We start from the raw sequence: 23748 nt of genomic DNA, 5'->3' as shown, positions 1-23748 counted from the left end.
AATAATAGGAATGAATTTTCATTCCAATGTGATTTTCATAACGGGAGATGATTAAAATGAGTAAGCTAAAAAATTGGAGAAGTTTATCTTTTCTATTATGGATAGTTATTACTATTACAATGATCGTAACGATGCCTAATATGGATAAATTAGTGAAAGAAAAAGGGCACATTACGATTCCTAATACAGAACAAAGTAGTATTGCTGACAAGATGATAAAAGAGATAGATAAAGACGGGACTGAAAAGTATAATATTATAGCTGTTTTTAATAGTGGAAGTAAAACAGCTTTAACAACTGAGCAAAAAGAGGAGATAATAAAAACAATCCATGCCCTGCAAAATGAAAAAGAGCAATTAGGAGTAAAGGAAGTTGTTTCTCATTTAGATAATAAAGACTTGGAAAAACAGTTGATATCTAAAGATAATACGACCATTTTAACGCAAATCTCAGTAGATAAAAAACATGGTGAAATATCAAAAGTTACAAATAATCTTCATAAAAAAGTGCAAACGAAAGGGGTAAAAACGTACTTAACTGGAAGTGATTTAATAGCGGGTGATTTTCTTACATCCTCTCAAGAGGGAGTGAAAAAGACAGAAGTTATTTCAATCATTTTCATTTTAATTGTATTAATCATTGTATTTCGTTCACCAATTGTTCCGATTATTTCGCTTCTTACAGTTGGTGTTTCATATTTAGTTTCAATGGGGATTATTGCCCATTTAGTAGATCAATTTAATTTTCCGTTTTCTAACTTTACACAAGTGTTTGTAGTTGTTGTCCTGTTTGGGGTTGGAACAGACTATAACATTTTATTATATACAAGGTTTAAGGAAGAATTAAGTAAACAAGAAAATGCATTTTTGGCTACGAAAGAAACGTTTAGATCGGCAGGGAAAACCGTTTTATATAGCGGGATAGCAGTACTAATTGGTTTTGCATCTCTTGCTTTAGCGAGTTTTAAATTATATCAATCTACTTCAGCCGTAGCAATTGGTGTAGCAGTATTATTACTCGTATTAACTACGTTAAATCCATTTTTTATGGTGCTTTTAGGAAAAGGAATGTTTTACCCAGTTAAAACATTTAAAGGTCATGAGGATAGTCGTTTATGGGGATTTCTTGCGAAAAACTCAGTAGTAAGACCGTTCGCAGCTTTAATCATTGTACTTGTGATATCGATTCCTTTCGTAATGAAATACTCTAACACACTAAATTACAATGATTTATTTGAAGTAGATAATAAATATGAGTCGAAAATGGGGATTAACGTAATAGAAGAGAATTTTCCACCAGGTTTTTCTTCACCAAGTACGTTAGTCATTCAATCGGATAACAAGTTAGATGAGGCGAGTTCGTTGCAAACTTTAGACGAACTAACTAATAAGATTTTGAAAGTGAAAGGTGTTTCAGAAGTATATGCACCGACACGTCCAACTGGGGATAAGATAAAAGAATTATATATAAATAAACAAGCGGGAGAACTAAATACAGGATTAGGAGATGCCAATGGTGGCATAAAAGAAATCAATGATGGTTTAACGGATGCTAAAAATAAAATGGGTGGTAATGAGTCAGACGGCCTCGCAAATGTTCAAAAGTTAATTGATGGAACGAACGAGGCGAAAAATGGTGTATCGGCTTTAGGAACAGCGTTGAATCAATTATCGAATGGAATAAACAATGGAGCACAAGGTGCGCAGCAAATTGAGAGTGGATTAACTTCAGTAAATGAAAATATAAATGTTCTATCTAATGCAACGTCACAACTTCATGCTGGTTATTCGCAGTTAGAAAAAGGTTTAAGTTCCTACGATCAATACTTCGGAGGTATTTCTCAAGCGATTGATGGTGCGAAAAAAGGCTATGAACAAATTGAAATATTAATGACCAATTTCATTCAAACGAAACCAGAATTAGCAAATGATCCGAACATACTGCAAACGATAGGGATTGCTAAGGAGGCTCAAAAGCAATTAGGTGGGCTTTCAAATGAATTAAACCAATTAGCAACGCAGCACAAAGCGGCGATGGGTTCATTTAAAGAAGCAAATCAATCGTTATCGAAAGTGGATAACGGCTTAAAAGAAATGAGCGATGGAGTTACTAAGTTACAAAAAGGAGCAGCTGATCTTAAAAATGGATTAAATGAAGGTGCTTCAGGCTCAAAACAAATTGCGAACAAGTCATCTGAGTTACAAACCGGATTAACAAAAATAAATGATGGGCAAGGCCAGTTATTAACCGGGCTGAAAGACTTGCAAGAACAGATGGGGCAATTACAATCAGGATTATCTAAAAGTACAGAAGGGCTTGAAAAGGTAAGTAACGGTCTAGGAGATGCTCAAAAATATTTAGGAGAACTAAATGAATCAAAAAGCTCTGCGAAATTTTATATACCAAAAGAAGTTTTAGAGGGGGAAGATTTCCAAAAAGCATTGAATACGTACATGTCACAAGATAGAAAGACTGCTAAAATGACAATCATTTTAGACGTAAATCCGTATTCAAAAGAAGCAATGCCAATCGTTGAAGAAATTAATAAAACGATAGACGGTACGTTAAATGGTACAGAATTAAAATCGGCGAAAAAAGCAATCGGCGGCACAACAGCTAGAAACGTTGATTTAAAAGAAGTAACAGGCCAAGACTTCTTACGTACAGCTACAATTATGTTAATTGGAATTGCGATTGTATTACTCATTATTACACGGTCATTTTTAAATACGATCTTTATTATTGGATCTTTAATATTAGCTTATTTTGCATCACTTGGCATGAGTGAACAAATTAGTGCACACGTATTAAACGTAGAGTCATTAAGCTGGAATGTGCCATTCTTTAGTTTCATAATGATTGTCGCTTTAGGAGTGGATTATAGTATTTTTGTAATGATGAGATACAATGAGTTAGAAGGGGACCCAGCGACGAAAATTGTAAATGCATCTCGTCACATAGGGGGAGTCGTATTATCAGCGGCACTGATTCTAGTTGGTACATTTGCTGCATTAATCCCTTCAGGTGTATTGACGCTTATACAAGTAGCATCCGTTGTGGGCGTTGCACTATTGCTATTAGCTATCATTGTGATGCCAATATTGTTACCTGCTTTAATAGGGTTAACGAGTAAAATGAAGGATTATACAAAGAAATTAAGCAAAAGAAAATAAAAGAATCACCTTTTAAAAGTATGCCATTTACCACGAAGGAAGGGAAAAAGTAAACAGTAAAAATACCAGCACAATGATTGGGGATTACTGACAAAGTGTTTGATTTAAAAGATATAATTTACTTTAGATAGTTCACTCAAATAAGGGTGGACTATATTTTTTTAAAAGGTAAATGGAAAATTTATGTTAAAATAATTATAGACATTGTGAAAAAATGTTCTTAAACTAATGGTCAGGTTGCTTTAAGAATGATTTTTCAAAGGAAATGGTGAATATCATATTTTGAAGGGGTGATTGCAGTGGAGTAAGTGATTTTTTTAATCTTGGTTAAATACTTTGAAGGAAGGGATTTATAACTATGAATACAAAACTAATAATAGTAGAAGGATTACCTGGATTTGGAAAATCAACCACTGCAAAGCTAATAAATGAAATTCTAAGCCAAAATAAAAGTGAAGTTGAACTATTTCTAGAGGGGAATTTGAACCACCCAGCCGACTATGATGGTGTATCTTGTTTTAATAAATTTGAATTCGATAGATTATTATATAATAGTGGAGATTTTAAAGAAGTGCTTCTTAAAAGAGTTCTAAAAAAAGGAAGCAATTATTTATTACCATACAGAAAGATAAAAAATGAGTTTGGTGACCAATTTTCGGACGAATTATTTCACGATATTTTCAAAAATGATATATATGAATTACCATTCGATAAAAATGTTGAATTAATTGCTGACAAATGGAATGACTTTGCTGAAATTGCTCTAGAAGACAATAAGGTTTATATTTTTGAATGTTGTTTCATACAAAATCCATTAACTATTGGGATGATTAAATATGGTCAACAAAAAGAAAAAATAATAAATTATGTAATGAAAGTTGCAAAAATCATAGAGAATTTAAATCCAATGTTATTGTATGTAGAACAAGATAATCTTGAATTTTCATTTAGGAAGGCATTAAAAGAAAGAACTCCAGAATGGTCCACAGGAATTGTCGACTATTACACTAACCAAGGCTATGGGAAAGAACATAACCATTCAGGTGTAGAAGGAGCAATAAAAGTTCTTGAAGCTAGAAGGAATTTAGAGTTAGAAATATTCGATATGTTAAAAATGAAAAAAGAAAAAATCAATAATACAAAATATGAAATTGACTCATATAGGTCAATGTTAAAAGATAAGTTAACAATACAAATGGTGAAATAGCTTTTTACTTTTTTCTCTTGTTTTGATTCAATAGGTGTTTTTGCATTGTTATTACTACTACATGCAGTTAAGGAAGCAATTGATAAACATAATGCTACAATTATAAATATTTTCTTCAAAATAAATCATCCTTAAAGTGTGAATGTAACTTTAATATAATTAAAAACAAATGTTTTATTCAATTTTGAAAAGAAAGGAATAGCAATCAACCGTTGCTATTCATCCCTTTTCTACTATATAATAGCTATAGTCTACAATAATTGAGTCGTAATATGCGATTTTTTAAGACAATCGGTGAGAAAACGCTGAAATAAGCGGTATTAGTAGGAGGACACAAATGATTACAGTAAGTAACGTTAGTTTGCGTTTCGCGGATCGCAAATTGTTTGAAGATGTTAACATAAAATTCACGCCAGGTAACTGCTACGGTTTAATCGGAGCAAACGGTGCGGGTAAATCAACATTTCTAAAGATTTTATCTGGAGAAATCGAACAATCAACAGGTGATATACATATTACGCCAGGTGAGCGTCTAGCAGTATTAAAACAGAACCACTTTGAATATGAAGAGTTCCCAGTATTAGAAACAGTAATTATGGGGCACACGCAACTTTACAAAGTAATGCAAGAGAAAAATGCCATTTACATGAAAGAAGACTTTAGTGATGAAGATGGTATGCGTGCTGCTGAACTTGAAGGTGAGTTCGCTGAGCTTAACGGTTGGGAAGCAGAATCAGAAGCTGCAATCCTTCTTAAAGGTTTAGGTATTGGTGAAGATGTTCATGATAAGAAATTGTCAGAATTAACTGGGGCAGAGAAAGTAAAAGTATTACTTGCTCAAGCATTATTTGGTAAACCTGACATTCTATTACTAGATGAGCCTACCAACCACTTGGACTTAAAAGCGATTCAATGGTTAGAAAACTTCTTAATGAACTTTGAAAATACAGTAATCGTTGTATCCCATGACCGTCACTTCTTAAATAAAGTTTGTACGCACATGGCTGATCTTGATTTCGGAAAAATTCAACTTTATGTTGGTAACTATGACTTCTGGTATGAGTCAAGCCAATTAGCTTTAAAATTAACACAAGATGCTAATAAGAAAAAAGAAGAGAAAGTAAAAGAGTTACAAAACTTCATTGCACGCTTTAGCTCAAACGCATCTAAAGCGAAACAAGCAACTTCTCGTAAAAAATTATTAGATAAAATTACATTAGATGATATTCGACCATCATCACGTCGTTACCCATTTGTTGGCTTTACACCTGAGCGTGAAATAGGAAATGACTTATTAACTGTTGAAGGTCTTTCTAAAACAATTGATGGTGAAAAAGTGTTAGATAATGTGTACTTCACTTTAAATAAAGGTGATAAAGTTGCATTTATCGGTCGTAACGATATTGCGATGACAACATTATTTAAAATCCTTATGGGTGAAATGGAGCCAGATAGCGGTTCATTCAAATGGGGCGTTACAACATCTCAATCTTACTTCCCAAGAGATAACTCTAAATACTTTGAGAACAGTGACTCCAACTTAGTTGATTGGTTACGCCAATTCTCTCCACAAGATGAATCAGAAAGCTTCTTACGTGGTTTCTTAGGCCGTATGTTATTCTCAGGTGAAGAAGTTAAGAAGAAAGTTTCTGTATTATCTGGAGGCGAAAAAGTTCGTTGTATGCTATCTAAAATGATGTTAAGTGGTGCGAACGTAATCACACTTGACGATCCAACGAACCACTTAGACCTTGAGTCTATCACTGCATTAAACAACGGTTTAATCGCATTTAAAGGTACAATGTTATTTACATCTCATGACCATCAGTTCGTACAAACAATTGCAAACCGCATTATCGAAGTAACGCCAAACGGTGTAATCGATAAAGAGGCTACTTACGATGAGTTCTTAGAAAATGAAGAACTTCAAAAACAAGTAGAAGCAATGTACAAAGGTCAATAATAAATGATGAAAAACCTCGCTCTCTTTATGAGAGCGAGGTTTTTTTATAATCTTTTATTTTATGAATTGTGAATAATTATTCAAAAATAACTTTAGAGAAGGAAAGACATTTTGATGTTACATATAGAGGAATGGCTGAAGTATGAATAAACTTGAAATACATGAAGAGATTTAATATACACTGAAAAAAACAAATGATATCTATTGTGAATTTCATTATATTACATTAATGTTCCAGAACTGGAGACATATTTATTTGCGAAGCAGTGAATAAAGGTTTATAGTATGTGGTGTCATAATTAGTGGATGAGACATGGGAGAAAACAGAAAATGTTACAAATTTATTTTATTAAATAGAAACCAAGGTCAAAATGTCTAGAAAGAAATGGTTGAATAAATACTAGCTTCAAATTATAATTACTAATATTCTTCATTTAGTTAAACAAATAAAATCTATTTGAAGATAAAAAATTGAATAGAGAGACAGACTTATAAAAAAATAAGCCTTGGATGATCAAAAGAGGTGGAGAGATGAAACAATTACTATTAAAGAGTAAACGAGTGTTAAGCAATCACTTTGGATTTTTCGTGTTTGCCATTATTTTATTCTGGTTAAAAACATACGCAGCATATGTGACAGAATTTAATTTAGGGATATCCAACACAATCCAAAAGTTTTTACTGTTTTTCAACCCGTTAAGCTCAGCAGTTTTATTTTTAGGGCTCGCATTATTCGCAAAGGGGAAACGTGCTTACATTTGGTTAATTGTTATTAATTTGTTAATGTCTATACTGTTATACGCAAACGTAGTATATTATCGCTTTTTCAGTGACTTTATTACGTTCCCGACATTAACACAAACGAATAACTTTGGAGATTTAGGTGGTAGTATTTTTGCATTGCTACACGCATATGATCCACTATATTTCTTAGATACAATCATTTTAATCGTTTTAGTTGCAACAAAATTTGCAAATCCAAAACCAATTCGTGTTGCGAAACATAAAGTATCACTAGTATTTGTAGCAGGTATTTTATTATTCAGCATTAACTTAGGTCTTGCAGAATCCGATCGTCCTGAATTATTAACAAGAACATTTGACCGCAATTACATTGTGAAATATTTAGGGGCATACAACTATACGATTTATGATGGCATTCAAAGTGCGAAAGCATCAACAGAACGAGCGTTAGCTGATGGAGATAATATGACAGAGGTTAGAAATTATCTTGCATCAACATATGCAAGTCCAAATCCTGAGTACTTCGGTAAAGGAAAAGGAATGAACGTAATTTATATTCATTTAGAATCATTCCAAAACTTTTTAATTGATTATAAATTAAATGAGCAAGAAGTTACACCGTTTTTAAACTCATTTACAAAAGATGCGAATACGTTATACTTTGATAACTTCTTCCATCAAACAGGACAAGGTAAAACATCTGATGCGGAGTTCATGTTAGAAAACTCAATGTTTGGATTACCGCAAGGATCTGTTTTTACAAATAAAGCTCATAACACGTATCAATCAGCACCAGCTATTTTAGGACAACAAGGATACACATCAGCTGTATTCCACGGTAACTATAAAACATTCTGGAACCGTGATGATATTTATAAATCATTTGGTTTCAATAAATTTTTTGATGCGTCATACTATGATATGAATGAAAAAGATGTAGTAAACTATGGATTAAAAGATAAACCGTTCTTTAATGAATCTATACCATTATTACAAACATTGAAACAACCGTTCTATACGAAGTTCATTACGTTATCGAACCATTTCCCTTATCCGATTGATAAAGAGGAAGCGACGATTGAACCAGCTAAAACAGGCGACTCTTCAGTAGATACGTATTTCCAAACAGCACGTTATTTAGATGAGTCTGTAAAAGGATTCTTGGATTACTTGAAACAATCTGGTTTATACGATAACTCAATTATCGTTATGTACGGTGATCATTACGGTATTTCTGATAATCATGGTGCAGCAATGTCTCAAGTAATGGGTAAAGAAATGAACTCATTTGAAAATGCACAACTGCAACGTGTACCATTAATCATTCGTGTTCCAGGAATGAAGGGTGGCATACAACATCAATACGGCGGAGAAATTGATGTTCTTCCAACGTTATTGCACTTACTAGGTACAGATACAAAAAATTATGTCCAGTTCGGATCAGATTTATTATCACCAGAGCATAAACAAGTTGTTCCATTCCGTAACGGTAACTTCGTAAGTCCAACAGTTACTGCACTGAACGGAAAATACTATGATACAGCGACTGGTGAATCTGTAGAATTAACAGACGAAATAAAACAAAATGAACAAATGGTTCAAAAATCACTGAAATACTCTGACCAAGTCGTAAACGGTGACTTATTACGATTCTATACACCGGAAGGATTTACACCGGTCGATCGTTCGAAGTACAACTATAACCATCGTGACAAAAATAAAACGAAGGTAAAGACGACTGAAGACGGGGAAACGAAATAAATATTAAAGAGCGCTACTCAAATGAGTAGCGCTTTTGTTTGTACATATAACGTTGTCATTATATAGAATTCTCTTTCGTTTTTTGTTTCATCTTTCCAAAGAATACTACACCGACAATGATAATAATGATAAATACCCATTTTATGAAAGGATTACTTTCGAAAAATCCAGCGAACCATTTCTCATCTACAATCATTTTCGCGGCAGTATAAGCTAAAACAGCTGCTCCAATCGTAATGATGACAGGGAACCGGTCCACCCATTTTAAAATTAATGTACTGCCCCATACTACTACTGGAATAGATACTAATAGTCCAATGATGACTAAAGAAAAATTGCCATGCGCAGCTCCTGCAACAGCGAGTACATTATCAATACCCATTAACGCATCAGCAATAATAATGGTTTTTATAGCAGACCAAAATCCTTCTTCTGCCTTAATATCATGATCTTTACCTTCAGCAATTAATTTGTAAGCGATCCATATAAGGAGTACACCACCAATTAGAAGTAGCCCTGGTATTTTTAATAACCAAACGACAACTAAAGTAGCGAGGGCTCTAATCGCGATTGCCCCAATAGTTCCCCATATAATTACTTTCTTTTGTTGATCTTTCGGTAATCGCCTTGCTGCTAATCCAATTACAATGGCATTATCACCGGCCAACACTAAATCAATTACAATGATGGCAAGTAAGGCAGACAAATATTCGGTTGAAAGAAAATCCATATACACATCACTCCTTAAGAGTAATATGTGCTAAAGTGTTGATAATATAAAAATAGGATTGAATTTGTATACTCAATCCATAATTTCTTACTGTATTTTGATATATATGTTTTAATTCCGTATAAATCGCTTTTGTAATTTTTTTGCTTGTCGTTTCTTTTTCTTAATTTTCGATTCATCTTTTTGATACGGTTTTCTTTTCTATTATCCCAGTTATCACTTCTGATTTCATTAATAGATTTATCTTTCTTAGCACGAAAACGTTTTACTTTTTTACAAAGGAAAGGGGGATTTTGCCGATAACACCTTGTTTTTCTAATGAAGCCTCTTTACCTTTATACCAATCAAGATGAGATAATAAATAGTCGAAGTCGAATATTAATCTGTACTTTTCATCCATAAAGGTAAACCAGTCTTCTACTGTTCGTTTATTTGTTTGATGAAAATACATAGTGCTAGCAGTCATGGCACAACACCAGTAACTAAGATCACTCCATAGTACCCATTCATTCGGCACATCAAGTGCTAAAAATTTGAATTGAATATACGAGAAGTAATACTCAAAAACAATAAAAAAAGACTCAATAACCTACTAGAGGAAATCAAGTCTTTTTCATTACATACGATTATCATGCCAGAAGTTTAATGAGAAGTGTTCGTTCTCACTATAGGCTTCTAATTCATATCCTTTTTCCTTCAGTCCTTTAATAATTCCAGGTACTGCTTTTACTGATTGTGGATGAATGTCGTGCATAAGAATAACTTCTGTTGGTTTATTAGCACCATTTAGAACGTTTTCTACAATTTTAGCTGACGCAGCGTCAACCTGCATTTTGTTATATCTCCAGTCTAATGAATCAATTGTCCAATCCCAAACTTTTAAGCCATTCTCAACAACTTTGTTGCGAAGAGCCTCATTTAATCCTGGCATTGAGCCGTAAGAAGGACGAGTTAATACTGGTGATTTGCCTAGAACGCCAGCAATTAAGCCTTGATCTTCCTTCATTTCATCTACGTAATGACCTTCTGTGTAAAGTTTCTTGTAGTTATGAGTCATACTGTGCATCCCAACGTAGTGGCCTTCAGCATCTTCACGTTTTACAAGGTCAGGGAAAGCTTTTACGTTTGAACCGATTAGGAAGAATGTTGCTTTTGCATTTTCTCTCTTTAACATATCTAAAAGCTCAGCTGTGTATTTTCCAGGACCATCATCAAATGTTAAGTAAGCTACTTTTCTAACTTGCCCATTATATTGTTTTGGAGCTTCTTTCGGTGCAAGAGATGATTGAATTTCACTTACAAGTTGAACAGATTTTGCTTCATCCTCTGTACTTGCTAGAGCAATATGTGCTGATCCTAAAGCTGCTTCGTATGTAAATAAAACCCCCGCGCAAATCAACATAGCCCTTTTTACTAAAGTTGTCATTCGAATTCCATTGTGCATAATTTTCCTTCTCTCTATAAAAGTTCTACTCTACTATATTAGCAATTATAGGGCGGTAATTGCAAAAAAACTTTTTTACAAGCGCAAAAAAGTTTTTTCAAAAATATGCAAGATTTTGTATCAATTGCAGTCTTGAGAAAATAGGATGATTTTAATGTTTATTATGAAAATTTTCAAGAATCAAATTTGGTTCTTCTAATAATGATGTAGGTGGTTTTTAGGGGAATCGATATCAAAATGAAAGGGGACTAATCATACTTTCGTATCATTTCATTTTCGTTCCAATTATTGATTCAAATATTTTTGTTTACTATTAAAATATTGGTATAGAAAAAATTAAATTTTAAAAGGAAGTGGGAATATGGTTAATTATATTTGCACTACATGTGGAGTACAGTATCCCGAAAGTGAAGAAGTGCCTTCTCGTTGTAAAATTTGTAATGAGGAAAGGCAATATGTGAATCCACTTGGGCAATCATGGACAACATTAGAAAGTATGCAAAATAGCAATTTATACAAAAATGAAATAATAAAAGAAGAAAGTGGTTTGTATAGCATAACTACAAAACCTAAATTTGCAATTGGACAAACAGCATTTTTAATGCAAAGTAAAACTCTAAATGTTATGTGGGATTGCATTAGTTATTTAGATGATAAGACGATTCAGAGTATATATGATTTAGGTGGTATTCAAGCAATAGCACTTTCTCATCCACATTATTACTCTACACAAGTAAAATGGGCGGAAACATTCAATGTACCTATCTATATTCATGAAGATGATAAAGAGTGGGTGGTCCGCCCGAGTAAACAAATTAAATTTTGGTCTGGGGAACATTTGATATTATCGAAAGATCTTACATTGCATCGCTTAGGGGGCCATTTTAAGGGCGGGACTGTTATGCATTGGAAAGAAGGTAACGAAGGGAAAGGAATTTTGTTATCAGGTGATATTATACAAGTAGTTTCCAATCAAAAATGGGTAAGTTTTATGTATAGTTATCCAAATCTCATCCCATTACCAGCGAATAAAGTTAGAGATATGGCAGAGAAAGTGAAAAATATCCAATTTAGTCGACTATATAATGCATTTCATGGTGTAGTGGAAGATGCGAATAAGGCTGTACAAAGATCTGCTGATCGGTATATAAAGGCCCTGCAAGGAGACCTTTTTCATACGTAATAAAATATAAGGAAGAACTATTTATTTCATCTCAATATTTATATAACTAATTTTATATGAATTTAATACTAAAGTCCTACTATTTATAAACGAATAGGTCTTTCAACTTAGGCAGTTCTCACACTAATGAGGGATATGAAAGGAAATATATGTAACCTATAATGATTACTATAAAGCTTTGGAAAATGAAAAGGAGGAGATTTGCATGAAGAATTGGGTTCAATTTAGAATTGCAAGACCAACAGATAAATTTGAAGAAGTTATAAGTTTTTATGGGACGGGTCTAGAGCTAAAGCGTATAGGAGAATTTCATAATCATGAAGGATATGATGGGGTTATGTTTGGATTACCGGATGCCGAGTATCATTTGGAGTTTACAACGCACGTTAATGGAAGTCCATGTCCGGCACCGACAAAAGATAATTTACTAGTTTTTTATATGCCTAATAAAGATGAAATTGAAAAAATAGTGAATCGATTAAGTAATATGGGCTATCATGAGGTAGAACCAGAAAATCCGTATTGGATAGAGAAAGGGACCACAATAGAGGATCCAGATGGTTGGAGAATTGTGCTTATGAACGCATTTGAATAAAGAAGCTCTTTTTGTATGAAATGGCACGTTTTTATAATGAAACTGGTATAAAAATAGGAACGTCTGCGGCAGCGAATTTATTAGCTACTAAACAAATTAGAAAAGAAAAAGGTGCGAATTTTAATGTAGTTACAGTTTTTCCGGACGCAGTGTCTATAGAAGAGTGGTCAGATGTAAAGAGCTTACAAAAAATAAAGAGAGAATTAAACAAATAAAAGTTCTTTCATAGTCTATTTCTTACACCATGAGAAATTGATAAAATGAAAACCTGTATATGTAAAATGTACAGGTTTTTAGTGGTTGTTTTAGTTATATATAGCAACTATAAAATTTCACATACCGTATTTAAAAAATACATATAGGAAAACCAAAAAGTAATGTAGAATATATCGTACATACATATGTGAAGTCAACATAAAAGATAAAGAGGTGGGCGTATGTTACTTGAGGAAGTAATGCAGCAATTAGAGGAATATGGAACAGAACAAAATCGTAAAACGTATAAAAATCATGGAGCGAAAGAGCCGCTATTCGGAGTTAGTTTTGCTAATTTAAAATTGCTAAAAAAGAAGATAAAAAAAGATCATGATTTAGCAATTTTATTATGGGAAACAAAAAATATGGATGCAATGACTTTAGCGACGATGATTTTAGATCCGAAGACAGTTACGACAGAACAGCTAAATAAATGGGTACAGGAAGTTGATTATTATTGTTTAATGGACGTTTTGATGACGGCTATTTGTACGTCGCCAATCGCGATAGAAAGAATGGAAGAGTGGACAAAGTCTGATGATGAATGGATTGGAAGAGCTGGCTGGTCTTTATTAGCAAATATAGCGATAAAAAATAAAACGTTACATGATGACTTCTTTTTACCGTATCTAGAAGAGATTAAAATAAATATACAGAATGAAAAAAATAGAAAAAAAGAAGCGATGAATAGTGCTTTAATCGCGATAGGAATTCGTAATGAAGACTTAGAGCAAAAAGCAATTGAAATTGCACGTGAAATTGGAAAGGTACAGGTTGATCACGGGGCAACGTCATGCAAAACACCAGACGCAGAACCTTATATAAAAAAAGCGAGAGAAAGAGCTGAAAAAAAGAAAGTGAAATAAGAATAGGAGAACGGCTATGAAACCAATGGAAGCGGCACAAAGCATCATTACATCACAATTTCCGAATTGTGATGTAGCTTTACTGGGAGGAAGCGTTGTAAGAGGGGAAGCGACAAAAACATCTGATCTGGACATTGTAATAGTTGATCAAAGTTTAACATCTTGTTATAGAGAATCTTTCTATAGTAATGGATGGCCCGTTGAGGTGTTTGTACATAATTTTGAAACGATAAAAAACTTTTTTAAAATGGATTGTGATCGCGGAAGACCTTCGTTGCCACAATTAGTTTCAGAGGGAATTGTATTAAAAGGTGAAAATGAAATTGTTGAGGAACTAAAAAGAGAAGCAAATGATTTACTAAATAAAGGACCAGCTAAATGGACTGAAGAAATGATGAAGCAGAAGCGATATTTTATAACGGATACTTTGGATGACTTTATCGGATCGACAAAAAGAGAAGAAGAATTGTTTATCGCGAATCTATTAGCTGATTTATTACATGAATATGTATTAAGAGTAAATCGTAAATGGCTCGGAAATTCAAAATGGTTTATAAGGGTACTTAGAAGATATGATGAGCAATATACAGATCAATTTGTAGCGGCGTTTGATCATTTTTATACAACGGGAGAGAAAAATAAATTAATTACTTTTGTAGAAAAAACGCTAGAACAGTATGGAGGAAGAATGTTTGAAGGGTTTTCTATAGGAAAATAAAAGGGGATAGCACAATGAATGTACCATTCATTCAACTAAGAGAACTGACACTAGCTGATGTAGAAGATCGATATCAATGGTCATTAGATACAAAAGTAACAAAACATCTAGTTGTACCAGATCAATATCCACCGTTCACTCGTGAAGATACGAAAAAATGGATTGAAGCATGTATAGATCGAAAAAATGGTTATGAACAAAGAGCAATCACTGCAGAAAGCGGCATACATATTGGATGGATAGATCTGAAAAACTTTGATAAAACAAATAAAAATGCAGAACTGGGAATCGCGATTGGTAATAAAGAATACTGGGGTAAAGGGTATGGAATAGCGGCTCTATTTAATATGTTACATCTAGCATTCTTTGAATTTGAATTAGAAAAAGTTTGGCTACGTGTAGATGAAGATAATTTACAAGCTAGAAAAAGTTATGAAAAGGCTGATTTTGTTTGTGAAGGACTAATGAGAAATGATCGATTACGTCAAGGGAAGTTCATTCATCGTTATCGATATAGTATGTTAAGAGAAGAATATGAATCTTTAAATAGTGGTTTATAAAAATATTATGTTAACTTAAAGGGGCTGGAGAAATATGATTCGATTACTTACGAAAGAAGATGCGAAAAAATATTGGGATTTACGTTTACAAGCATTACAAGTAAACCCAGAGGCATTTGTAACAACTTATGAAGAGGCGATTCGCCAGAAAAATCCTATTAAGCGAGTGGAAAGCAATTTAACAGCTACTACTAGTTGTACATTCGGTGCTTTTTATGGGGATCATCAATTAGTTGGAGTTGTCACTTTACTAACAGAAGAGAAAGAGGCGTATAAACATAAAGGTCATATCGTTGCGATGTATGTAGATGCAAGTAATCGAAGAAGTGGCCTTGCACGTGAGTTAATACGTAAGGCAATTGAAAGAGCAAGAGAGATGAGCTTAGAACAATTGAACTTAGGTGTTGTATCTACAAACGAACCAGCAAAAAAATTGTATGAATCAATGGGCTTTAAAACGTATGGGATTGAAAAGAGAGCTATAAAGATGAATGGTGTGTATAGTGATGATGAACATATGGTGTTGTTTTTTTAGAGAGGTAGTTTAATATGAAAGATCTCCATTTAGAAAAAAATATGAACCCGCAAGTAGCGATTTTATATGCAATGGTTACTGATACATTTAAACGACTGCAAAAGTTAGTAGAAGGTATTGATGAGAAAGAACTGTCTTTTGAAAAATCGGAAAATATTGAAAAAAACATTGGGCAACTCCTTCAACATTTAGCAGTTGTTGATTTACATTGGGTGTATCGCTTAAAAGGAGAAGCAGTTCCACTGGCACTTGAAATTGAATATGGACCAATGTTAAATGAAATAGGAGAACTTCCAAGTTTAAGGGAAAAGACGTTGGAACAATTGATGCAAGATTATGAAGCTGTGCAGTATATGCTTTATGAGGAGTGTATGAAACTAACAGAAAATGATTTAACACGGGAAGTTTTTTATGAAAAGGGAGAAAATGCAACTATAAGGTGGGGGATATGGCATATAGCCGATCATAATCGTTACCATCAAGCTCATATTAGTCGGTTGAGAAAACTATATAGAGCTAGAATACATGCGAGATAAAGATTTCAAATTTTAATTATATTTAATTTGTTGTATAGTATAAGAACAAACTAAATAAGGGGTTTTATAATGAAAGCTATTGCAGTAGGGATATTGGCATCATTTTTCTTTGCCTTTACCTTCGTTTTAAACCGGGCGATGGACTTAGAAGGTGGAAGCTGGATTTGGAGTGCATCATTACGGTACTACTTTATGGTTCCAATGCTTTTACTTATTGTCATGTATAGAGGTAACTTAAAGCAACTCTTTCAATATATGAAAAATAATCCGAAAGAATGGTTCGTGTGGAGTATCGTTGGATTTGGCCTCTTTTATGCTCCGCTTAGTTTTGCTGGAGCTTTTGGACCTGGTTGGCTTGTCGCGTCAACATGGCAAATTACGATCGTCGCAGGGATTTTGTTAACACCATTTTTTGCAGTAGATCCACTACATAAAAAACTTCCAATGAAGGAATTAGTTATGTCGGGTATTATTTTAAGTGGTGTTGTACTCATGCAAGTAGAACATGCTTCTTCATTAGGGATTCGTGAAACCGTTTTATGTGTAGTTCCTGTCCTTATTGCAGCGTTTGCGTATCCTCTGGGAAATCGAAAAATGATGCAAGTTTGTAAAGGGGAATTAGATGTATTCCAGCGAGTTCTCGGTATGACATTAGCAAGTTTACCATTTTGGTTTTTACTATCTGGTTATGAAGTATCAACAGGCGGATTACCATCAAGTAGCCAAGTTTTCCAATGTTTTATTGTAGCAGTTAGTTCTGGTTTAATCGCGACAGTACTATTCTTCTTTGCGACAGATCTTGTAAAAGATGATCCACAAAAACTAGCAACAGTGGAAGCGACACAGTCCGGTGAAGTTTTGTTTGCGCTAGTAGGAGAGCTCATCTTGCTATCTGCGCCAATTCCGTCATCTTTATCTTGGATCGGAATGAGTTTTGTTATTGTCGGAATGATACTACATAGTTATGTAGCGGTCGTTGTGAAAAAAGAAGAAAAAATAACAGCGTAATGAGATTAGCTCTTTATAGAAAGAGCTAGTCTTTTTTCATAGAAAGGGATGTAGAAATGAATTTGCAACGCGTGGAACAAATTGAGAAAAATCCAATTTTAAATGTGTTACAGTATGCAGTCGGGCCAAGTGAAACTAGCTTAAAGAAAGCAGTTTTATATTATGAAAGTAATAAAGGGACTTTGTACAGATATGAAGAAGAGGCGTGTATAGGTATTGAAATAATCGGAGCAAATAAAGCGAGAATATGTCATATAGCAGTCGCTCCTCAATATCGTAATAAAGGAATTGCGTTGCAAATGATAAAAGAAGTAGTAAAAATGCTTCAATTAACTTATATAGAAGCAGAGACAGACAATGAGGCAGTAGAATTTTATAAAAAAATTGGTTTTCAGGTTAAAAGTTTAGGAGAAAGATATCCGGGGATTGAAAGATTTCATGTGTATTTTAAAAATAAAACATATTAAAATCATCTTAGAATATAATATCCGGAATAGGATTTGAAGAACTAGTTTGTTTTTCATTTATCCGGCTATTTGGGGGCAGTAAGACTCCCACCTCAAAATTCGGCTGGAGTAAGGAAGCTAGGTGGAAGCCCTGCAGCCCGTAAAAGCCCGATTGGTACGGAATAATAATTAATGGGTGATGAACAAAACTGCCATTGCTTAAAGTTTCACTTTATTTGTTCTAATTTTAATAGTAACTATTTGTTAGTTTTTTACAAAAGCGCAAGAAAGGTCGGAATGGTTAGTTGATGCTAAGGAAGGAAGTAAAATATGAGTAAATCAATAAATAATGGAGCAATTGAGAAGAAGCGTGCAGTCTCATTAGATTTAGCAAGGGGTACTATGTTACTATTAATCGTACTTGCCCATGCACCGCTTTATTTGTATGCTGCAGATCCTGGAATTATGCATAGGGTGGAAAGCGGAAGTTTCTTTGATCAAATTGTAAACCTTTTTGGTATATTCATAATTGATAACCGTGCAAGAGCGATGTTTGCCGTATTATTAGGCTACGGTTTGGTTCTAGCACTCGAAGGGCAAATATCAAAAGGAAAAAATGAAAATCATGCTGTAAAAATAGTAAGAAGACGCTCTTCGTATTTAATACTGTTTGGGATTGTGTTAGCAGTCTTAATTGGAGGGCAAGATATTCTTATGGCCTATGGTGTAGCGGGGCTTCTTGTTAGCCCGCTATTAAAGTGTAAAATGAAAACATTAATTCGAACATTTACGATTATCACTATATTGTATATCATTTTTATTCCAATAATATGGGGATTTAATATGCAAGCAATAGGCGATTACGGTTTTTCACCAGATGTTTCAGCAAAAGACACGTATATTAGTACTACAATGTTGCGATTACTTTTCTTTCCTTTTATACCTGTTCTCATCCATTTTATGTTCCCGATTATTCCTTCTGTAATTCTTGGTTTGTGGATTGCTAGATATCAGTTGTTAATAAAACCAGAGCAACATTTGAAAAAATTATATTTTATAACAATTATAGGATTAGCAATTTCCTTAATAGGTGCTTTGCCTCTATCTTTTATAGGGACTATATGGTATCCAAGTGTATTTACAGCTGGAATAATAAATGGAATCCATATTTTAACTGGAATTGTTGGAGGGTTAGCATATGCAACGGGTTTCGGTATAATAGGGAGTAGATTGAAAAATCTAGGGTACTTTAGCCTTTCATTAATTGCTTTGGGAAAGCGCTCATTAACATTTTTTGTTTTGAATGAGGCACTGCTTGTTATACTTTTATCACCTGTAGCATTTGATTTAGGTGGGTATGTAAGTAACGCTCTTGCTGCATTGATAGCTATAAGTATTTGGATATTGTCTGTCATATTAGCTACAATAATGGAGAAAAACAATCTGAATGGACCATTAGAGATTTTATTGAGACGTTTAATATATATAAATAAAACAATTGAAAGGCGACCCGGATATTAGTTCGTCTTTCAATTTATTATAGTCTATAAATAAAATTATAATCTAATGATAGTTTGTTTTTATTTATAGAATAAAAAGTATAAAATATGCAAATGTGCATATAGGCTTTAGTTTGAAAAAATTAACATATACATTATATAATAAAGTTATATGGAAAAATATAGATAAAAGAAATTAGGTGTATAACACATGAGAATGGATAAAAGTAAATTTATAAAAGTTGCTGCTTCAATAGGAGTATCATCATTTTTATTAACTGGGTGTGGTGATTATGAAGAAGAAACTGCACAGAAAGAAAGTACTGCTGTTAAAACAGATAGTGCAAAGCAAGGCAATGAACAAGAAGCTTTACATTGTGATGATAAAACTCCTACTAATGAAAATGTAGAAAATGATGAGTTATGCAAGGAAATTAATCCATCGTTTTCATCGTATAATGAAAACTCACATTTACCGATACTGCCATTCGTAGCAGGATATTTATTAGCAAGCAGAACTTCAAATATGAATTATACAGCTAAACCCAATGTAATGAAGAAACCGTATGCAAATAATATTATTCCATATCGTGAAAAAGACCAAAGTAGAACTGGTGGCAGCGGTGGTGGTGGATACTACGGTGGAACTAACAGTAACAACAATAATTCTTCCAATAAAGTAGATTTAAACAAACAACAGCCCAATTCCTCAAATAAAGTGACACCAGATACAAATACGCCGAAATCATCTACTACTCAAACGCCGAAAGTGAATTCTGGTTCAAGTGGAATTGGAAACGCAAAAGCGCCAGCCGGATCATAACACGAAAGGATAATAGGATCATGTATACAGAACAAGAGCAGAAAGAGTATATGAAAGTATGGTTTTCACTTGCGGAAGAGGCTGGTCGGAATGGTTTTACATGGCCGAGTCTATTAGAAAATGAAGAATGGAATCAATATATGGCAACAGGTATGTATCGTATGCCAGTAAAAACTTATACTGCTATTTCAAAAGCGACAGAGGAAGTTATGTACGTGTTATATAGAACGTATCAATATATTGTCAATACGACAAAAGATTTTCAAAAACTAGGATTTCCAGCTGAAACGTGGGAAATTGCGAGAATGAAACATACTGGTTTGTTTTCATATTTTACAAGGTTTGACTTTATCGTAAATGGTGAAGATATAAAGTTAATAGAAGTAAATTGTGACACACCAACAGGTTATTTAGAGCCGTCTGTCGCAAATGAAGTGTTATGCCGTTATCATGATGTGAATCACCCAAATCATATAGAAGAGCATATTGTGCAGGCGTGGGAACAAATTAAACATGACTATAATATAGGTCCTGAAGAGACGATATATTTTACTAGTTATGATTGGCACGATGAAGATCATCAAACAGTTCAATTTTTAAGAAGCTATTGCTTAGATCAATCAACGGACTATATAGGAATACAAGATATCGTCGTTGCAGATGATGGTATATATACGCCAAATGGCGAACGAATCCATTATTTATATAGACTATATCCAATTGAATATTTAGTTTCAGATACCGATAAAAATGGAAAAAGAATTGGACTTCAGCTTTTAGATCATATAGCGCAAGGAAGAGTGAAAATTATTAATCCACCTGCTGCTTTTCTTATGCAAAATAAAAGTGTACTCGCATTAATTTGGCAACTGTTCGAAGAGGGATTTTTCTTTGAGAAAGAAGAGCGAGAAATTATTCAGAACTACTTCTTACCAACATATTTTACAAATAAACCGTTTATAGAAAGAAATGAATCATATGTTTCTAAACCTTTATACGGCCGTGAAGGCGGAGGGGTATCTATATACGAAAATGATGAACTATTAGCTGAAGATAAAACGGAGTATTACTTTGAACAACGGAAAATATATCAGCAATACATAGAAATGCCTGACTATACAATTGACACATGGGATGGTCCGTATACTGGTAAACTATTAATTGGTTCACACTGTATTAGCGGGAGAGCCGCAGGGTTATTTTTACGTGTTGGCGAGAAAATAACAGGAAACTTATCGATGTTTACAGGGGTTACAATTGAAGGGTAAATTAAACGGAAGAGCTTATCAGTTGTGATGGGCTCTTTCGTTTATATATAGTATTTGTATTGTTTTGACGTATCACTTTTATGTTTCTTCATAGTGAAAAAACGTATGCAATTAAGCAAATTAGTTCAAATAGTAAAAAATAAAATTTTTTATTTATCTGCTTTTTTATTTGAGATCGATATATTGTCACTTGATTATTATGCATGTGAATATATAACCTTTTTTTGTAGTGACAGAAATGATTAAGTTAAAAATTAAGAAAAATATGATAATATATGTATGTATTAGTTTTAAAAAAATGGGGGAACAATCGTGAAAATGAATGACATAGTGGCAAGTACACAATTGCCAAATACAATCAAAACAATTACAAATGATTTAAGAGAATTAGGGTTAGAAAAAGGAATGACGGTTATTGTGCATTCTTCGCTCAGTTCTATTGGCTGGGTATCTGGCGGAGCCGTTGCGGTAGTAGAGGCGTTAATGAAAGTTATTACGGAAGAGGGAACAATTATTATGCCAACTCAATCTTCGGATTTATCTGATCCGAAACATTGGTCAAGACCACCTGTACCTGAAGAATGGTGGCAAATTATTCGAGATAATGTCCCGGCGTTTGAGCCACATATAACACCAACAAGGGCAATGGGAAAAGTAGTTGAATGTTTTCGTACATACCCGAATGTAGTACGTAGCAACCATCCATTAGGAAGTTTTGCTGCATGGGGAAAACATGCAGAAGAAATAACGATGAATCAGTCGTTATCAATTAGTTTAGGAGAAGAATCTCCATTACGAAAAATATACGATTTAGATGGATACATATTATTAATTGGTGTTGGATATGATTCCAATACGTCTGTACATTTATCTGAAGTACGTACTGGTGCATGTGAGTTAATAAAAGTAGGGGCACCAATTATAGAGAATGGTGCAAGAGTATGGAAAGAGTTTGTTGATATGGATTACGATTCTGATAAGTTTGTAGAAATCGGTGTAGAGTTTGAGCGAAAAGGAAATGTAACAAATGGAAAAATAGGAAATGCAACGTGCCGTCTTATGAAGCAACGAGATATCGTTGACTTTGGAACAGAATGGTTTCGTAAGAAAAATCAGTAAGGGATGGTTACAATGAAGGGGAAAAAGATATTAATTACGAGTGGTGGTTGTTTAGAAAAATGGGACCAAGTGCGTGGTCATACGAATATGGCAAAAGGAACAATTGGTAGAATAATCGCTGAAGAGTTTATAAGTAGAGGAGCACATGTTATATATTTACACGGTTATTTCGCTGAGAAACCGAACGATGTAAACAATCAATTAGAATTACACCCATTTGAAGGAATTGTTGATTTACAAGATAAAATGAAAAGTATAATTACACATGAAAAAATCGATGCGGTCATTATGGCAGCGGCTGGATCAGATTGGGTTGTAGACAAAATTTGTGATCAAGATGGTAATGTTCTTGATATGAATGGGAAAATTTCAAGTGATATAGCACCGATTATACATTTTCAAAAGGCACCGAAAGTATTAAAACAAATAAAAGAGTGGGATTCAGAAACTGTACTCGTTGGCTTTAAACTTGAAAGCGATGTAAATGAAGAAGAACTGTTTGAAAGAGCGAAAAATAGAATGGAAGAAGCGAAGGCGAGTGTAATGATTGCAAATTCACCACATTCTTTATATTCACGCGGAGCGGTGCACTACGTAATTGGACAAGACGGTAAAGGGAAGTTATGTAATGGAAAAGATGAAACAGCGAAAGAAATTGTCAAAAGGTTAGAGTTACTATGTAATCGCATTACTGCTTTATAATTTTAAGTATTTGGATAAGAGTGAATCCGCATAGTATATATGGGTAAGCGAAACTTTAATTTATTGGAATTTTACTTTTACACAAACGTTAACCATTCAAGATGGATACATAGAATAATTGGTGAGGAGTGGATTCTATGGAACATTTATTAAAGCAAGCTATTAAACTAAGAAATGAAAAGAAATATGCGCAATCTAGAGAGATTCTAATGGGGTTAACCAATTTTACGCGGGATGCAGAAGTGCTTTTTCAATGTGCTTGGATACATGATGTAATGGGGCTTGAAACGGAAGCTATGCCTTATTATGAACAGGCAATTGCAAATGGTCTTGATGGGGAGTCACTTTGCGGTGCATATATCGGTCTTGGCAGTACATATCGTTGTATAGGTGAGTATGACAAAGCAATTACTGTTTTAGAAACAGGTTTGCAGCAGTTTCCGGATAATGACGTGATGAAAGTATTTTTGTCATTAGCAAAATATAATGTTAACGATCATGAATCCGCGATGAAATTATTACTTGAAACGGTTATAAAAGTAGAAGAAGTTAAAGAATTTGAACGTGCCATTTCATTTTATAAAGACCATTTAGACGAGATTTTTAAATAGAG

General features: G+C 33.7%; 21 protein-coding genes and 2 pseudogenes. 20 read left to right on the top strand and 3 right to left on the bottom strand.

Going from position 1 to position 23748, the window contains the following annotated elements:
• Positions 1 to 56: 56 nt before the first annotated feature.
• The 4 genes from QCI41_RS04715 (at position 57) to ltaS (ending at position 8848) form a co-directional block, all read left to right on the top strand.
• Positions 57 to 3173, top strand: a complete 3117-nt coding sequence (locus QCI41_RS04715; protein ID WP_353838152.1) for an MMPL family transporter — start codon at positions 57 to 59, stop codon at positions 3171 to 3173.
• Positions 3174 to 3531: 358 nt separating this feature from the next.
• Positions 3532 to 4380 carry a P-loop NTPase family protein gene (locus QCI41_RS04710; RefSeq protein WP_353838153.1) on the top strand — a complete coding sequence of 283 codons (849 nt, stop codon included), beginning with the start codon at positions 3532 to 3534 and terminating at the stop codon, positions 4378 to 4380.
• A gap of 337 nt (positions 4381 to 4717) precedes the next feature.
• Positions 4718 to 6343 carry an ABC-F family ATP-binding cassette domain-containing protein gene (locus QCI41_RS04705; RefSeq protein ID WP_000633870.1) on the top strand — a complete coding sequence of 542 codons (1626 nt, stop codon included), beginning with the start codon at positions 4718 to 4720 and terminating at the stop codon, positions 6341 to 6343.
• A 531-nt stretch (positions 6344 to 6874) separates the two neighbouring features.
• Positions 6875 to 8848, top strand: a complete 1974-nt coding sequence (gene ltaS / locus QCI41_RS04700; RefSeq protein WP_353838155.1) for a lipoteichoic acid synthase — start codon at positions 6875 to 6877, stop codon at positions 8846 to 8848.
• A gap of 58 nt (positions 8849 to 8906) precedes the next feature.
• On the opposite strand, the gene QCI41_RS04695 is transcribed toward ltaS, so the two are convergent.
• The 3 genes and pseudogenes from QCI41_RS04695 to QCI41_RS04685 form a co-directional block, all read right to left on the bottom strand.
• On the bottom strand, positions 8907 to 9578 hold the full coding sequence (locus tag QCI41_RS04695) for a TerC family protein (protein WP_353838156.1): 672 nt from the start codon (positions 9576 to 9578) through the stop codon (positions 8907 to 8909).
• A 111-nt stretch (positions 9579 to 9689) separates the two neighbouring features.
• A pseudogene (locus tag QCI41_RS04690) lies at positions 9690 to 10107 on the bottom strand (DUF3841 domain-containing protein); the annotation flags it as partial.
• A gap of 87 nt (positions 10108 to 10194) precedes the next feature.
• Entirely contained in the window at positions 10195 to 11022 is an 828-nt protein-coding gene (locus QCI41_RS04685) for a peptidoglycan-N-acetylglucosamine deacetylase (RefSeq protein ID WP_353838157.1), read from the bottom strand.
• A gap of 361 nt (positions 11023 to 11383) precedes the next feature.
• Here QCI41_RS04685 and QCI41_RS04680 point away from each other — a divergent pair, with 361 nt between their 5' ends.
• The 16 genes and pseudogenes from QCI41_RS04680 (at position 11384) to QCI41_RS04605 (ending at position 23746) form a co-directional block, all read left to right on the top strand.
• Positions 11384 to 12205 (top strand): MBL fold metallo-hydrolase, encoded by an 822-nt coding sequence (locus QCI41_RS04680; protein ID WP_353838158.1) that lies wholly within the window; start codon positions 11384 to 11386, stop codon positions 12203 to 12205.
• Positions 12206 to 12410: 205 nt separating this feature from the next.
• Positions 12411 to 12800 (top strand): VOC family protein, encoded by a 390-nt coding sequence (locus QCI41_RS04675; RefSeq protein WP_353838159.1) that lies wholly within the window; start codon positions 12411 to 12413, stop codon positions 12798 to 12800.
• Positions 12801 to 12811: 11 nt separating this feature from the next.
• Positions 12812 to 13015, top strand: a pseudogene (locus QCI41_RS04670) (cysteine synthase); the annotation flags it as partial.
• 222 nt (positions 13016 to 13237) lie between these two features.
• The gene (locus QCI41_RS04665; protein WP_353838160.1) at positions 13238 to 13921 is read left to right on the top strand and encodes a DNA alkylation repair protein; all 684 of its coding nucleotides are present in this window, start codon (positions 13238 to 13240) and stop codon (positions 13919 to 13921) included.
• A 16-nt stretch (positions 13922 to 13937) separates the two neighbouring features.
• Positions 13938 to 14639 (top strand): nucleotidyltransferase domain-containing protein, encoded by a 702-nt coding sequence (locus QCI41_RS04660; RefSeq protein WP_353838161.1) that lies wholly within the window; start codon positions 13938 to 13940, stop codon positions 14637 to 14639.
• A 14-nt stretch (positions 14640 to 14653) separates the two neighbouring features.
• Complete coding sequence (locus QCI41_RS04655) at positions 14654 to 15199, top strand: GNAT family N-acetyltransferase (RefSeq protein ID WP_353838162.1); 546 nt, start codon at positions 14654 to 14656, stop codon at positions 15197 to 15199.
• 34 nt (positions 15200 to 15233) lie between these two features.
• Complete coding sequence (locus QCI41_RS04650; protein ID WP_353838163.1) at positions 15234 to 15734, top strand: GNAT family N-acetyltransferase; 501 nt, start codon at positions 15234 to 15236, stop codon at positions 15732 to 15734.
• Between the two features lie 14 nt (positions 15735 to 15748).
• A complete protein-coding gene (locus tag QCI41_RS04645) occupies positions 15749 to 16270 on the top strand; it encodes a DinB family protein (RefSeq protein ID WP_353838164.1) in 522 nt (173 codons plus the stop codon).
• Between the two features lie 69 nt (positions 16271 to 16339).
• The gene (locus tag QCI41_RS04640; RefSeq protein WP_353838165.1) at positions 16340 to 17278 is read left to right on the top strand and encodes a DMT family transporter; all 939 of its coding nucleotides are present in this window, start codon (positions 16340 to 16342) and stop codon (positions 17276 to 17278) included.
• Between the two features lie 56 nt (positions 17279 to 17334).
• Entirely contained in the window at positions 17335 to 17745 is a 411-nt protein-coding gene (locus QCI41_RS04635) for a GNAT family N-acetyltransferase (protein WP_353838166.1), read from the top strand.
• Between the two features lie 309 nt (positions 17746 to 18054).
• Entirely contained in the window at positions 18055 to 19245 is a 1191-nt protein-coding gene (locus QCI41_RS04630; RefSeq protein WP_353838167.1) for a DUF418 domain-containing protein, read from the top strand.
• A gap of 189 nt (positions 19246 to 19434) precedes the next feature.
• Positions 19435 to 20046, top strand: a complete 612-nt coding sequence (locus QCI41_RS04625; RefSeq protein WP_353838168.1) for a hypothetical protein — start codon at positions 19435 to 19437, stop codon at positions 20044 to 20046.
• Positions 20047 to 20066: 20 nt separating this feature from the next.
• On the top strand, positions 20067 to 21314 hold the full coding sequence (locus QCI41_RS04620) for a glutathionylspermidine synthase family protein (RefSeq protein WP_353838169.1): 1248 nt from the start codon (positions 20067 to 20069) through the stop codon (positions 21312 to 21314).
• Positions 21315 to 21632: 318 nt separating this feature from the next.
• A complete protein-coding gene (aacC, locus tag QCI41_RS04615) occupies positions 21633 to 22433 on the top strand; it encodes a BA2930 family N-acetyltransferase (protein WP_353838871.1) in 801 nt (266 codons plus the stop codon).
• A 12-nt stretch (positions 22434 to 22445) separates the two neighbouring features.
• Complete coding sequence (locus QCI41_RS04610; protein WP_353838170.1) at positions 22446 to 23135, top strand: phosphopantothenoylcysteine decarboxylase domain-containing protein; 690 nt, start codon at positions 22446 to 22448, stop codon at positions 23133 to 23135.
• 137 nt (positions 23136 to 23272) lie between these two features.
• On the top strand, positions 23273 to 23746 hold the full coding sequence (locus tag QCI41_RS04605; protein ID WP_353838171.1) for a tetratricopeptide repeat protein: 474 nt from the start codon (positions 23273 to 23275) through the stop codon (positions 23744 to 23746).
• Positions 23747 to 23748: the final 2 nt, after the last annotated feature.

This window comes from Bacillus cereus group sp. MG4 (genome assembly GCF_040460055.1).
Classification (GTDB): Bacteria; Bacillota; Bacilli; order Bacillales; family Bacillaceae_G; genus Bacillus_A; species Bacillus_A wiedmannii.
This window is presented reverse-complemented; position numbering and strand designations above follow the sequence as displayed.